Raw genomic sequence first — 12,895 nt, 5'->3', positions numbered from 1 at the left:
CAGCAGAGCTCGTATTTGGCAGAAAGAGGGCGGACCCCGTCCGGCGTGGTGTTCCGGGGGGATCCTGGCGTACCCGTATCCGTCATGAGAATCAAGAACCGTCGGGCGGGCGGACGAGAGGGCCGGAAAGCCTGGGCGGAGCGGCCGGGCGGCGATTTTCAGCGCGGGCGCAAGTATCAATCAACCACATGGATAACCGATCCGGCCACCCGGGGCAATGCCGATGCGCCGGACCCGGAGCGGGGTGCCGCATCGCCCTTTCGCCGAGGCGCGGCGCGGGGGCGGCGCCGCACGGACCGGCCACTCCCTTCCCGAACGAACCTGCATCACAGCTGATGCGAACCTTGGCGGCTGAGGGGTGCTTGGAACGGCAATGCAGCCCTCCCGTCACCCCCCGCCAGATCCGCCTGAATGCTCGCGCCTCGCCCGTCGCTCTGTCCGGGCGCCTGTCCGGCATCGCGGGGCCGCGATCATCAGTGCGGGACTGAGGAGACGTAAGGCTTGGACGCTCAGGGCTTGCGTCCGTCACGGGGATGTTCAGCCTCTCTCCTGATTCGGAGGCAACCTGCAGGCGGAGAGCCCGGGGGAAGGGCCCTGGGGAGCGCCGGGCCGTCCTGAGCGGATGAATCCCCCCCTCCATCACCGGAATCGTGGACGCGACAGCGGCCACGAGTCGGGGCCTACGTCCTTGTCAGGCATGAACTTGTCGTCCGGAGGAGGCGCCGGACGCACCGTCTGCCACGCCGAGTGCTGGCGCCGACGAAGGATCTGCCATGGCTACGAGAACGGGCGTGCGTGTCGCGGTGTTGGCTCTGACCGATTCAAGCGTGGTCGATGATGCAGGTTGCGCTACATTTTGGCGTGCTGGGCCAGCCGCTGACGAGAAGATTCCGCCACAAGCGTGCGGTCGTGTGCCGAACGCTTGGGTGCGGCGCGCGGTGGGAAGCGGCGAGCAGTGCCGGGCACGCCGCGCCGGCCCGCGTCCCCGCGGAGAGTTCGGCCCGGGATCCTTCAGTCGCACAAAGGTGGGCGTGTGGGAGAGTGAGGCGCGCGGCTCCTTCAGGATGACGCTCGGGCTCCGAGGCGCCACGCGAGCAGGGTTCAGGGGCACGCTCTCCGTGCCGTTGCCGTCACCCATCGACGGAACGGCCTTGTGCCCTAACTCTTTGCAGCGCAGAAGCTTGTAATCCTGAGGAGGCGCCGGACGCACCGTCTGCCACGCCGAGTGCTGGCGCCGACGAAGGATCTGCCATGCCTGCGAGAACGGGCGTGCGTGTCGCGGTGTTGGCTCGGAGGCGAGTAGATCCTTCGACTCCGCGCCAGAGTTCGGCGCGGCGGACGATCCGGCGCAGCGCTCCCTCAGGATGACAGTTTACTGTACACCCAAGCCCTTGTCGCGCATGAACTTGTCATCCTGAGGCGGCGATGCACACCGAAGCCGCGGCCGCAGTCCGCGAAGGCGGACTTCGTGCTGTTCCAGCGGCGAATTCATTCGCTCTGGACGGGCGGACGCGCCACCCTTCGCGTGATGCATCGGTGTCAGGCTCGGCGCGCACGGCAGCGCACCGCAGTTCGCCCCGGACGCCGTCCTGATCGGATGAATCCGGCGCTCCAGAAGCGGAAAGCCCCGCCTGCGTTCGCGCCTACTCGTCGCGCAGCGCGCGGCCGGTGAGGGAGAGAAACACGTCTTCCAGCGTGGCGCGGTGCGTGGTCAGCGCGGTCAGCACGCCGCCGGCCGCGTCCAGCTCCGCCAGCAGCGCGGGCAGGCTGCGGTGCGGTTCATCTACCGTAAGCTGCCACCGGTCGCCCCGCTCGTGCACGCGGCTCACGCCCGGCAGCGCCTCCATCCGTGCCACGGACGGCACGCGCGTGGCGGCGAACTCGATCACGTGCGCGCCGCCCAGCGACAGGATCAGCTCGTTGGGCGTCCCCTGCGCAATGATCACCCCCCGGTCCAGCACGGCGATGCGGTCCGACAGCTTCTCCGCCTCGTCCATGAAGTGCGTGGTCAGCAGGATCGTGCCGCCGCGCGCGCGGAACGCCTCGCACACGTCCCACAACTGGCGGCGCGACTGCGGGTCCAGCCCCGTGGTGGGCTCGTCCAGAAACAGGATGTCGGGGTCGCCCGCCAGCGCGCACGCCACGGACAGCCGCTGCCGCTGCCCGCCGGACAGGTGCCGCACCTGCGTGTCCCGCTTTTCGCCCAGCTGCACGAAGTCGATCAGCTCCTGCACCGTGGCGCCCTGGCGGTAGAACGAGCGGAACATCGCCACGATCTCCCCCACGCTCAACCGGTCGCTGAACTCGCTTTCCTGCAGCTGCACCCCCAGCCGCTGGCGGATGGCCTGGGCGTCGCGCTCCCACGTCATCCCCAGCAGCTGCACCTCGCCGCCGTCCGCGGGCTGCAGCCCCTCCAGGATCTCGATCGTCGTCGTCTTTCCGGCGCCGTTGGGCCCCAGCAGGCCGAAGCACTCGCCCCGGCGCACGTCCAGATCGATGCCGTTTACCGCCACCGTGTCGCCGAACTGCTTGCGCAGGCCGCGGCAGCGGATGGCCGGTGCGGGCTGCTGCGTGTCGTGAATGGACAACCTGCGCGTGCTCCGGTGCGGGGTGGGCGTCTGCGAGCGACCAAGGTGGCACCGCGCCGCCCCGCGTTCAAGGCGAGCCCCGGAGACTCAGCCCCAGCCGCACGGACGCGCTTCGGTGTTTCTTTGGTACACTTCCTGCTCTCCATCCGGCGCAAGTGGTTCAGGACGATGGACTTCCATCCAGATCATCCGCAGGAGCGAGGGACATGACCGACAAGCGCACCGCCGACCGCGCGGAAGAAAGCAACACCATCAAGGACCCGGACAACTGGGTCACGGGCGACGAGCCGATGACCGGCGCCCAGCGCTCGTACCTGCACACGCTGGCCGAAGAGGCGCACGTGGAGGTGGACGACGAGCTCACCAAGGCCGAGGCCAGCAAGAAGATCGACGAGCTTCGCGAAGAAACGGGCCGCGGAAGCTGATCCGGACGTACGCCGCAACGAACGCCCCCGGCCCCGTGACGGCCGGGGGCGTTCGTGCGTATTGTATCCATCCCTCCTGCCCGACGGGCCGACCCGCACCCCGCTCGCCGCATGCCGCACCCCGCCGCCCTGCCCCTGCCCGCGCCCGCGCTGCGCCCCTTCGTGGCCCGGTACGTGGACGTGGCCGTGGACGTGCCGCCCGGACAGTGGCTGGTGCAGAGGGTGAGCCCGCCCGGAGGCGCCACGCTCAGCCTGCGCTGGGGCGGCTCGGTGGCGCTGCTGGACACTACCCCGCCCACGGAGCCGCCGGCCGTCGCCTTTACCGGCCCCATCACGCGGGGCGGCATCACGGGGTGCGCGGGGGCGCTGCGGATGTTCGTCATCTTCTTTTCCGCCGCGGGCGCGCACGACATCTTCGGCGTGGAGATGCCGCGGCTGGCCAACCGCAGCGTGGATGCCGGGCCGCTGCTGGGCGGGTGGACGCGCGCGCTGGCGGACGCGGTGGCGGCGGCCCCGTGCGCGGAAGGGCGGCGGACGGCGGTGGAGGCCGCGCTGCTGGAGCGGATGGCGGCGCGCCCGGTGCAGCCGGGGCTGGGCGCCCGCGCGGCGGAATGGATCGGCGCGCGCTCCGGCGTGGGCCCCGTGGCCGAGGTGCCCGCGGCGCTGGGCGTGAGCGAGCGCACGCTGCGCCGGCACTTTCTGCGCGAGGTGGGGGTGCCGCTCAAGGCGTACGCCCGGTGGGTGCGCTTCAGCCGGGCGCACGAGTACCTGTCCGGCCCGGAGCACCGCAGCTGGGTGGATGCCGCGCACGTCTTCGGGTACGCGGACCAGGCGCACCTGGTGCGCGAGTACCGCCACTTTGCCGGGGAGCCGCCCTCGCACCTGGTCGCGGGCGAGCGGCTGTACGATCCCGCCTTCGTGGCGGACGCGGGAGGGCGCCCGCGCCTGTGATCCGCCCCGGCTGGCCGATTTCTTCAATACACCTCCCGGAACTCCGCCTACATTCCGCCCCGCCGCACGCTCCCTTCGCGGAGCGCCCGCCACTCACCCGCACGCAGGCCGGCCATGAAGCATCCCCTCCTCTGCGCCCTCGTGTGTTCCGCCGCCGCGCGCACCGCCTTCGCGCAGGCCCTCCCCGAGCCGCGCACCACCGTGGGGCTGGCCGTGGGGCCGGCGTTCACCACATCATGGTTCCGCGCGGAAGACCAGAGCTTTCGCCCCGGCGCCTCGGCCGCCGTGGGGCTGGTGGCGGAGCAGCGCGTCACGCGGAAGGTCGGGGTGCGCGGGCAGGTGGCCTACACGTGGACCGGCATGCCGGAAAGCGAGGCCGTGGAGGTGGAGGGAGGCATCAACACCTGGCTGTACGACCTGTCCATCACCTACCGGCCGCTCCGTGACCGGCCGTCACCCGCGCTGGCAAACGGCTACGTGTTCCTGGGCGGGGGCGCCGTGACCACCAACGTCCCCGGCATGGTGACGCTCCCCGGGGGGCTGGGCGACGCCTGCTTCGTATTCCCGTACCGCCCGCTGGGCGCGTGCGTGCTGTTGAAGTCCGTCACCAGGCCCGCGGTGACGGCGGGGATCGGGACGGACTTCGCGCGGCTGGGGGAGCGGGCGGGCGCATTCGCCGAGTACAGCGTGCACGGCTACGCGTCGCCCTCGCTGGAATTGAACGATCCCGCGGAGGGCGCCTTTACCCTCACCCACCGCCTGTCCGTCGGGGTGCGGGCGCGGGCCCGGTAGACCGCCGGTCCGGACTTCCGCCGCGCCGCCGTTCCGCCGGCGAACCACCTGCTTCACGGAGTGGTCGATGAAAGCGATCCACCTCACGCTTGCTTCGGCAATGCTGCTGGCCCCCGCCGCGCTGGCCGCGCAGCGCCCGTCCATTCCGCCGCGGATTGACCCCGCCGTGCTGCGCTCGTTCGCGGGGTTCGGCGCCCCCGTGGTTCCCGCCGTGGGGACGCAGTTCGCCCTGCAGCCCCGGTGGATGGGCACCCCGTGCGCCGGACAGGGATGCCTGGTGGCCCGGGCGCCTGCGCAGGGCACGCTCGGGATCACCGTGCAGATGGCGGATGGCTCCGTCCGCGGCGGCGCGGTGCGCGGCGTGCGTGCCACGCTGCTGCTGGGCCACGACGGTCCGCACACCGTTCGCGTGTCGCTGGACGGCTCGGAGGTGATGGGGTTCTCGTGCGACGGGCACGCGATCCGGCTGCAGGCGCCGGGTCAGGCAGGTTTTCGCTGGGCCGTGTTCCAGGGCGGCAGGCAGGTGGATGGCGGCACGTCCACCGGTGCGGCGGTCACGGTGCAGAACCCCGCGCACGCCGGGCCGGGCGGCGGGCCCATGCAGCTTTCCGTGCAGCAGGGCGACCCCGTGCGGCTGGCCGGCGCCGACGACGCGTGGTGCAAGAAGTACGGGTGCATGCAGGTGGCGGTGGCGCACGGCGATCACCGCATCGTGGTCACGCCGGTGCTGGAGCGGGGCACCCCGTTCGCCCTGCGCGACCTGGGCGTCAGCGTGGCGGGGGTGAACGCGTTCGCCCTCACCGGCGTTCAGGTGAGCCGCGCGCCGTGACGGAGCGTGTGGACGGCGGTGCGGAGCTGCGGCGGCTGGCGGCGGAGGGCGAGGCGAGCCGGGTGCAGGCCGCCGCGCGGGAAGCGGCGCAGAAGCGGGTGGAGGCGGTCCGCCAGCGCCGCGAGGTACGCCGGCTGGGCGCGGGCGACATGCTGAACGCGCTGGCGGAGGCCCCGCTGGGCGGCGGCGGCTTTCGGCCGCACCCGTGGACGCTGGGGCTTACGGCGGCGGCCGCGGTACTGTGGATCGCGGCGGGCGCGGCCGGCCTGCCGCGCCTGGCGACCGCGGGATTGATCGGCGTGCTGGTGATCCCGTTCCTGTACTTCGGCGTGCGGCGGCCGGTGGGGATGCTGGCGCTGCGGCGGGAGCGGGCGTGGCTGCACAACCTCCCCTTTCCCGTCCGCGGCTACTTTGCGCTGCTGAGCTCGTCGCCGTGCGAAGACCGCACCGTGCGCGTCCACTTCCGGCTGATGGACGAGGGGCCGGATGAGGAGGTGATCCGCGGCCTGGCGGGGCGCAGCGGGGGCGCGGTGACGGTGTCGCGGACGCGCGGCGGGTGGGAGGTGGAAAGCGGCAACATCCACAGCTTCACGGGAACGGACATCGATCCCGACAACGGCCCGCTGCTCGGGTGGATGCGCGCCGTGATCACCGAAACGCTCCTTCCGCTGCACGCGCAGCACCGCATCACCTCGGTGCGCTTCCGGGGCTGACCGCCGGGACGATCGTCATCCATTCCCATGCAACGCGCCCCCTGTCACGTGGCCGGGGGCGCGTTCGCGATGGAGCCGTTCCGGGGGTGGGGTACAATCTTTTACCGTCATCTATTATAGTAAGCGACGAACCGCGTTCCGCTCCCCTTTGCGACCCACACGGACAGGAAGACGCATGAGCCTCCCCGCGCTGAGCCCGGAATCTCTCCTGGTCGAAACGTTCGACCCGCTTCCGGCGCCCACAGACCCCAGGCAGCCCGCGCAGGACACGCCGGAGAACACCTGCATGCCCATCGAGACCTGCACCTGCCGCGGGTGACCGGCTCCCACCTGACGTACATGACACGCGGTTGCCTCGCAACCAGTTAGGGCCCAAACAGTGTCATCCTGAGCGGAGCGCTGCACCGGACCATCCGCCACGCCGAACCGTGGCGCGGAGTCGAAGGATCTACTCGCCGCCGATCCAACGTCGCGACACGCACGCCCGTTCTCACAGGCATAGTAGATCCTTCGTCGGCGCCAGCACTCGGCGTGGACGAAGGTGCATCCGGCGCCTCCTCAGGATGACAAGTTCATGCGCGACAAGGGCTTGGGCGCGCAAAGCCTGTCATCCTGAGCGGAGCGCTGCGCCGGATCGTCCGCCGCGCCGGACTGTGGCGCGGAGTCGAAGGATCTACTTGCCGCCGAGCCAACGTCGCGACAACCACACCCGTTCTCGCGGGCATGGCAGATCCTTCGTCGGCGCCTGAACTCGGCGTGGAGGACGGTGCCTCCGGCGCCTCCTCAGGATGACAAGCTGTTGCGTTGTAATCAATTAAGAGCACACCGCCTGTCACCCTGAAACAGCGCGCAGGGTCGGACGCAGGTCCTCATCCGCTGCACACCGCGCCTGCCCGGGTGCGGCGCCGCGCGTGCCGGCGAGCCCGCACGCAACCTGACGGAGTTCATGCGATGACCAAGATTGCGCTCAAGATCGAAGACCTGGCCGTGGAAAGCTTCGCCACCGGCGAGGCGGAGGCGCCGCGCGGCACCGTGCACGGCGCGGGCATCACCCCGGTGTGCGGCACGGACGGGTGCCAGCCGGAGACGGTGGACGGCTGCCCCAGCCCGCTCTGCCCGCCCACCAGCTGGCAGACCTGCGACGGGCCCGAGTGCGCCTGAGTGTTCCGGTCCCGGCGGGCGCCCGCCGGGACCTCTCCCTTCCCCCCCTCAATCCGGAGTACGGCCGATGAACAAGCTTGCGCTGGACCTGGGCAGCCTTGCCGTGGAAAGCTTTCCCACTGCGAACACCGCCCCCGGCCCCGACACCACGCTGATCGCCAACAGCCCGCTCTGCGGCCCCAGCCCCATCGACAGCTGCGCCACGCAGTGCTGACCGGCGCGCGCGCCCCGCGCTGAGCCGCGGGTGCGCGCGTGGCGGGAAAGGGAAAGAATGCGGCGGGCGGGGCGACCCAAAGCGGCGCAAGCCGAATGGTGCCAGACGGTTGACGGCGGAAACCGGGGGTGCGATACTCCGGGGAATCCGACTCGCGAGGCCCCCCGCCCGCATTCGCTGCCCGCCCGCCGCTCGTCCGCTTCCGGCACCCATGATCTGCGGTATCGTGCTCTCTGCCGGCCAGTCGCGCCGGATGGGAGAGCCCAAGGCGCTGCTGCGTGCCGGCGGTGAAACGTTCCTGGCGCGCGCCGTCCTCGCACTGCGCCAGGGCGGGTGCGATCCCGTCGTCGTCGTCACCGGGCCGGATGAGGACGCCGGCGCGCGGGCCATCCAGGCCGAGGCCCGGGCGCTCGGCGCGTCCGTCGCCGTCAATCCCGATCCGCGCTCCGAGCAGCTGGATTCGCTCCGCATCGGCCTGCGCGCGCTGCCGGACGAGGCGGAGGGAGCCGCGGTGTCGCCCGTGGACATCCCCGACCTGTCCGCCGGCGTCGTCCGCCGCCTGGTGGACGCGCTGCGGCGCACCGGCGCCCCCATCGCCGTGCCGGTGCGGGACGGAAAGCACGGGCATCCCGTCCTGTTCGGCCGGGCGGTGTTCGGCGAGCTGTCCGCGCCGGGGCTGCCGGACGGCGCGCGGACGGTCATTCACGCCCACGCCGCGGAACTGGCGGAGGTCTCGGTGGACGCGCTCCCCGCGGACCTGGATACGCCCGAGGAGCTGCGGCGCTGGCGGGAGGGCGCGTGACGGAGCGGCTCACCCTTGCCCGGGCGCTGGAGCACGCGCGGGCCGCGCTGGACGGCGGCGAAGCGATGGCCAGCGTCACGGTCCTGTCCGGCGGCTCGCCCGGCGCACCCGCGCCGGGCGAGCGGCTTTGCGTGTGGGCCCACCGGCACGAAGGCACGCTGGGCGCGCCGAATCTCGACGCCGCCGCCCTCCGTATTGCACGGGGAGCCCTGGCGCACGGAACGCGCCCCCTGCCGCATGAGATCGCGGAGGACGGCGTGCGCTTCGCCGTCTACGTGGAGCCGCACCTTCCGCCGCCGGAACTGGTGATTCTGGGCGCGGGCCACGTGGCGCGGCCGCTCTGCCGCCTGGGCGCCATGCTGGGCTTTCGCGTGCTGGTGCTGGACGACCGCCCGGAGTTCGCCACCCGCGAGCGCTTTCCCGAGGCGGACGAGGTTCGGGTGCCGGACTTCAGCGACCCGTTCCGCGATCTGCGCATCGGGGGCGGCACCTACCTGGTGCTGGTGACGCGGGGGCACAAGTACGACTTCGAGGCGCTGCGCGACGTGCTGCGACGGCCGGAGCGCCCCGCGTACGTGGGCATGATCGGCAGCCGCCGGCGCACGCGCGCGGCGCTGGAGTCGCTGGTGCGCGAGGGGATCGACGACGAGCGGCTGCGCGCCGTGCACGCCCCCATCGGGCTGGACCTGCGCGGCGAAACGCCGGACGAAATCGCTGTTTCCATCGCGGCGGAAATCGTGATGGTACGGCGCGGGGGGACGGGCCAGCCGCTGCGCGACCGCGAGCGGGTGGCGGAGCGGTGGATCCGCCCGGGCGGCTGACGGACGGAACAAACGCGGACCGCGCGGGGAGGCGGCCAATGTATCGCACGTGCATCTTCTGCTCGGCCCACCTGGGCGCCAACCAGGCGCTGGAGGCCTTTCCCGTGGGGCGCCGCGTGGCGTTCGACGGGTGGAAGGGACGGCTGTGGGCCGTCTGCACGGGGTGCGGGCGGTGGAACCTGGCGCCCATGGAAGAGCGCTGGGAGGCCATCGAGCAGGCGGACCGTGCCTTTCGCGACACGCGCGTCCGCGTGCAGTCGGAAAACGTGGGCTTGGCCCGGCTGCCGGACGGCACGCGCCTCATCCGCGTGGGCGAGGCGCTTCCCGGCGAGCTGGCCGCGTGGCGCTACGGCGACCAGCTCGTGTCCCGACGGCTGCGCTACATGGCGATGGGCGCGGCCCTGGGCGGTGCGGCGCTGGCCGCGTTCGGCGGGCTGCTGGCGGTGGGCGCGGGCGGCGCGCTGATGGGCTCGTGGAGCATCTTTGGCCACGTGATCGAAGAAAAGCAGGCCCGCAAGGTGGTGCACCGCATGTCCGCGGCGGATTCGCCCACGGGAACGCCGGTCACCATCCGCCGGTGGCATCTGCAGGGCTCCGTGCTCGCCGCCCCGTCGGCGGACGGCATCGAGCTGCACGTGCCGGACGTGAGCCTCAAGGAGCGCCGGACGGATGGATGGGGGCGGCCGCGCTACCAGGAAGGTGAGCTCCTGGTGCTCCCCGACGCGCAGGCGCGGCTGGTGCTGGGGCGCGCCATGGTGCAGGTGAACCGCAAGGGCGCGTCCCGCGGCCACGTGGCGGACGCCGTGCGGCTGCTGGAACGGTCCGAGGGCGCGGAGGCGTATCTGCGCGATGCGGCGCGGCGCAACAGCGTGCTGGGGCGGCGCCGGGGGATGGAGGCGCGGCAGCTGACCAGCATCGGCGCGCTGGCGCTGGAGATGGCGCTGCACGACGAGCAGGAGCGGCGCGCGCTGGAGGGCGAGCTGGGCGCGCTGGAGGCCGCGTGGCGGCAGGCGGAGGAGATCGCCGGCATCGCCGACGCGCTCCCGGACCTGCCGCCCAGCGACCCGCCGCGCCTCATCCTCCCCGGCTGATGTACCGCACCTGCATCTTCTGCTCGGCCCGGCTCGGCACCAACGACGCGGTCGAGCGTTTTCCCGTCGGCCGCACGCTGGCGTTCGACGAGGCGAAGGGCCGGCTGTGGGCGGTGTGCGGAAAGTGCGCGCGGTGGAACCTGGCGCCCCTGGAGGAGCGCTGGGAGGCCATCGAGGACGCCGAACGCCTGTTTCGCGACACGCGGCTTCGGGTGCAGAGCGAGAACGTCGGCGTGGCCAGGCTGCGGGACGGGACGCGCCTGATCCGCGTGGGCGGCGCGCTGCCGGGCGAGGTCGCCGCGTGGCGGTACGGGCGCGAGATGGCGCGGCGTCGCAACCGGGTGCGGTCGGCAAGCGCCGCCGGCACCGTGGCCTATCTCGGCCTGATTGCGGGAAGTCTGGCGGCCGTCCCGCTCCTGCCGATGATGTGGCCCCTGTTCGGTTTGCGCAGCCTCTGGAGGCGGATCTCCTCCTCCCGGGGCGCCGACCGGGTGGCGTACCGCATCGGGGCCGGCGACTCGCCCACCGGTGCGCCGCTCACCCTTCGCTGGCGCGACCTGCGCCTGGCCAGCACGGCGCTCGGCGACGATGGCCGGCTGGAAGTGCGGGTGGTGCAGGCGGTGGATACCTGGAGCCCGGACGCACCGATCATGCTCTCGGGCGCCGCGGCCGCGGGCGTCGTGGCCAAGGCGCTCGTCCGCATCAACGGGCAGGGGGCGGCGGACAGCGCGGTCGGCGGCGCCGTGGAGCAGATCGCTCGTTCCGGCGGCGCGGATGCCTTTCTGCGCCGCAAGGCGGCCATGGAGTACGGGCTGGAGATCCCGGGGCTCACGTACACGGACCCGGTGCCCAGCGTGACCGGACATTCCGCGGAGCGCGCGAGGGAGAACGCGGCCAGGCGGCCAGTACCGCTCTACACCGCCGCGTCGGTGGCGCTGCCGCTGGAGATGGCGGTGCACGAAGAGACGGAGCGCCGCGCAATGGACGGAGAGCTCGCCGCGCTTGAGGCCATGTGGCGCCGCGAAGCGGAAGCCATCGCCGACATCGCCGACCGGCTGCCCGACGGGCCCCGGCCGGACCCGCCGCGGTTGCGCGGGTGATCCGTCCGGCGACCGCCGTTCACCAGGGCTGACGCATGTACCGCAGCTGCATCTTCTGCTCGGCGGCGCTAGGGTCCAACGACGCAATCGAGCGCTTCCCGGTGGGAAAGACGCTCGCGTTCGACGGCGCAAAGGGGCGGTTGTGGGCCGTGTGCCCCCGGTGCTCGCGGTGGAACCTGGCGCCCATCGGGGAGCGCTGGGAAGCGGTGGAAGACGCGGAGCGGCTGTTCCGCGACACCCGCCTGCGCGCCCAGTCCGAGAACGTGGGGCTCGCCAAGCTGCGCAGCGGCACGCGGCTCATCCGCGTAGGCGAGGCGCTGCCGGGCGAACTGGCGCTCTGGCGATACGGCAAGGCGCTCGTGGACCGCCGGCGCGCGGCGATCACGCTCTCCGTGGGTGCTGCCGCGCTGGTAGGAGCGAGCGTCGCCTTCGGGTCCGCGGGCGGGGTGCTGATCCTGCTCAAGTCCCTGGCGTACCACGCGGTGAACTCCAGGCTGGACGAGAAGCGGACCATTCACCGCGTGTCCGTGGGAGCCGCGCGGAACGTGGCAATCGACCGGCGATACCTGCGGACCGCCTCCCTTGCGCCCGCGGAAGAGGGCGGGCTGGCGGTGTACTTTCCGGATGTCACCGCAAAGGCGGGACACACCCCCAGCGGACGGATTCTCTGGACGCGGTACTCCGCGCTGATCACGGGGAGCGACGCGCTGGCCGTGCTGCGCCGCGGGACGCCGGCGCTCAACGGGCTCGGAGCGGGCAGGAGCCGCGTGCAGAGCGCGCTGGACCTGGTCGCGGCGCACGGCACCGAAGGGTATCTGAGCAGACTCGCGAACCAGCGCGAGCCGCTGGTGAACCACGGTGTGGGGCGGGCAGAGCGGCAGGCGCGCACGCTCGCCGTGGAAATGGCGCTGCACGAGCGCGATGAGCGCCGCGCGATGGAGGGCGAACTGGCCGCGCTGGAGGCCATGTGGCGTGAGGCGGAGATGATCGCCAACATTGCCGACCAGCTGCCCGACCTGCCCCGGCCGGACCCGCCGCGGCTGCGCGCGTGATCCGTCCGCCAGCCGCCGTCCACCAGGGCTGAGGCATGTACCGCAGCTGCATCTTCTGCTCGGCGGCGCTGGGGTCCAACGACACGATCGAGCGTTTTCCTGTGGGGACGACGCTCGCGTTCGACGGGGCCAGGGGCCGGCTGTGGGCGGTCTGCCCCCGGTGCTCGCGGTGGAACCTGGCGCCGCTGGAAGAGCGCTGGGAAGCGATCGAGGACGCGGAGCGGATCTTTCGCGATACGCGCCAGCGGGTGCAGAGCGAGAACATCGGCATCGCGCGGCTGCGTGACGGAACGCGGCTCATCCGCGTCGGACAGGCGGTACCGGGGGAACTGGCGGTGTGGCGCTACGGCGAATCG

Annotated in this window: 15 protein-coding genes; 14 read left to right on the top strand and 1 reads right to left on the bottom strand. The window is 72.3% G+C overall.

Annotation, left to right across the window (positions count from 1 at the left end; translation table 11 throughout):
- Positions 1–1,643: 1,643 nt before the first annotated feature.
- Positions 1,644–2,588 carry an ABC transporter ATP-binding protein gene (locus VF665_RS21170; RefSeq protein ID WP_331055459.1) on the bottom strand — a complete coding sequence of 315 codons (945 nt, stop codon included), beginning with the start codon at positions 2,586–2,588 and terminating at the stop codon, positions 1,644–1,646.
- Positions 2,589–2,794: 206 nt separating this feature from the next.
- On the opposite strand from VF665_RS21170, the gene VF665_RS21165 reads away from it, so the two are divergent.
- The 14 genes from VF665_RS21165 to VF665_RS21100 all read left to right on the top strand — a co-directional run.
- Positions 2,795–3,013 (top strand): DUF3072 domain-containing protein, encoded by a 219-nt coding sequence (locus tag VF665_RS21165; RefSeq protein WP_331055458.1) that lies wholly within the window; start codon positions 2,795–2,797, stop codon positions 3,011–3,013.
- 111 nt (positions 3,014–3,124) lie between these two features.
- Positions 3,125–3,964 (top strand): helix-turn-helix domain-containing protein, encoded by an 840-nt coding sequence (locus tag VF665_RS21160; RefSeq protein ID WP_331055457.1) that lies wholly within the window; start codon positions 3,125–3,127, stop codon positions 3,962–3,964.
- A gap of 114 nt (positions 3,965–4,078) precedes the next feature.
- Entirely contained in the window at positions 4,079–4,756 is a 678-nt protein-coding gene (locus VF665_RS21155; RefSeq protein WP_331055456.1) for a hypothetical protein, read from the top strand.
- A gap of 67 nt (positions 4,757–4,823) precedes the next feature.
- Positions 4,824–5,585: a hypothetical protein gene (locus tag VF665_RS21150; protein ID WP_331055455.1), complete on the top strand. Its 762-nt coding sequence runs from the start codon at positions 4,824–4,826 to the stop codon at positions 5,583–5,585.
- Positions 5,582–6,298 (top strand): hypothetical protein, encoded by a 717-nt coding sequence (locus tag VF665_RS21145; protein ID WP_331055454.1) that lies wholly within the window; start codon positions 5,582–5,584, stop codon positions 6,296–6,298. Before VF665_RS21150 ends, VF665_RS21145 begins: the two co-directional genes overlap by 4 nt.
- A gap of 175 nt (positions 6,299–6,473) precedes the next feature.
- Positions 6,474–6,617, top strand: a complete 144-nt coding sequence (locus tag VF665_RS21140) for a hypothetical protein (RefSeq protein WP_331055453.1) — start codon at positions 6,474–6,476, stop codon at positions 6,615–6,617.
- Between the two features lie 632 nt (positions 6,618–7,249).
- Positions 7,250–7,459, top strand: a complete 210-nt coding sequence (locus tag VF665_RS21135) for a pinensin family lanthipeptide (protein ID WP_331055452.1) — start codon at positions 7,250–7,252, stop codon at positions 7,457–7,459.
- Between the two features lie 67 nt (positions 7,460–7,526).
- Positions 7,527–7,673, top strand: a complete 147-nt coding sequence (locus tag VF665_RS21130) for a hypothetical protein (protein ID WP_331055451.1) — start codon at positions 7,527–7,529, stop codon at positions 7,671–7,673.
- A 211-nt stretch (positions 7,674–7,884) separates the two neighbouring features.
- Positions 7,885–8,475: a nucleotidyltransferase family protein gene (locus VF665_RS21125; RefSeq protein ID WP_331055450.1), complete on the top strand. Its 591-nt coding sequence runs from the start codon at positions 7,885–7,887 to the stop codon at positions 8,473–8,475.
- On the top strand, positions 8,472–9,296 hold the full coding sequence (locus tag VF665_RS21120) for an XdhC/CoxI family protein (RefSeq protein WP_331055449.1): 825 nt from the start codon (positions 8,472–8,474) through the stop codon (positions 9,294–9,296). Before VF665_RS21125 ends, VF665_RS21120 begins: the two co-directional genes overlap by 4 nt.
- A 38-nt stretch (positions 9,297–9,334) precedes the next feature.
- Entirely contained in the window at positions 9,335–10,387 is a 1,053-nt protein-coding gene (locus VF665_RS21115; protein ID WP_331055448.1) for a hypothetical protein, read from the top strand.
- The gene (locus VF665_RS21110) at positions 10,387–11,487 is read left to right on the top strand and encodes a hypothetical protein (RefSeq protein WP_331055447.1); all 1,101 of its coding nucleotides are present in this window, start codon (positions 10,387–10,389) and stop codon (positions 11,485–11,487) included. Before VF665_RS21115 ends, VF665_RS21110 begins: the two co-directional genes overlap by 1 nt.
- Positions 11,488–11,522: 35 nt before the next feature.
- On the top strand, positions 11,523–12,539 hold the full coding sequence (locus VF665_RS21105) for a hypothetical protein (protein ID WP_331055446.1): 1,017 nt from the start codon (positions 11,523–11,525) through the stop codon (positions 12,537–12,539).
- Positions 12,540–12,574: 35 nt separating this feature from the next.
- Positions 12,575–12,895 (top strand): hypothetical protein (locus tag VF665_RS21100; protein ID WP_331055445.1); only part of this gene is annotated, 321 nt, incomplete at its 3' end.

The organism is Longimicrobium sp., from assembly GCF_036387355.1.
Lineage (GTDB): Bacteria > Gemmatimonadota > Gemmatimonadetes > Longimicrobiales > Longimicrobiaceae > Longimicrobium.
The sequence above is the reverse complement of the archived record's forward strand: the minus strand, read 5'-3'. Positions and strand labels throughout refer to the sequence as shown.

Bases quoted from the DNA above. Each gene is read 5' to 3' on its own strand.
- VF665_RS21160 (WP_331055457.1), top strand. From the start codon at position 3,125: ATGCCGCACCCCGCCGCCCTGCCCCTGCCCGCGCCCGCGCTGCGCCCC.
- VF665_RS21155 (WP_331055456.1), top strand. From the start codon at position 4,079: ATGAAGCATCCCCTCCTCTGCGCCCTCGTGTGTTCCGCCGCCGCGCGC.
- VF665_RS21125 (WP_331055450.1), top strand. From the start codon at position 7,885: ATGATCTGCGGTATCGTGCTCTCTGCCGGCCAGTCGCGCCGGATGGGA.
- VF665_RS21130 (WP_331055451.1), top strand. From the start codon at position 7,527: ATGAACAAGCTTGCGCTGGACCTGGGCAGCCTTGCCGTGGAAAGCTTT.
- VF665_RS21135 (WP_331055452.1), top strand. From the start codon at position 7,250: ATGACCAAGATTGCGCTCAAGATCGAAGACCTGGCCGTGGAAAGCTTC.
- VF665_RS21110 (WP_331055447.1), top strand. From the start codon at position 10,387: ATGTACCGCACCTGCATCTTCTGCTCGGCCCGGCTCGGCACCAACGAC.
- VF665_RS21105 (WP_331055446.1), top strand. From the start codon at position 11,523: ATGTACCGCAGCTGCATCTTCTGCTCGGCGGCGCTAGGGTCCAACGAC.
- VF665_RS21140 (WP_331055453.1), top strand. From the start codon at position 6,474: ATGAGCCTCCCCGCGCTGAGCCCGGAATCTCTCCTGGTCGAAACGTTC.
- VF665_RS21150 (WP_331055455.1), top strand. From the start codon at position 4,824: ATGAAAGCGATCCACCTCACGCTTGCTTCGGCAATGCTGCTGGCCCCC.
- VF665_RS21165 (WP_331055458.1), top strand. From the start codon at position 2,795: ATGACCGACAAGCGCACCGCCGACCGCGCGGAAGAAAGCAACACCATC.
- VF665_RS21115 (WP_331055448.1), top strand. From the start codon at position 9,335: ATGTATCGCACGTGCATCTTCTGCTCGGCCCACCTGGGCGCCAACCAG.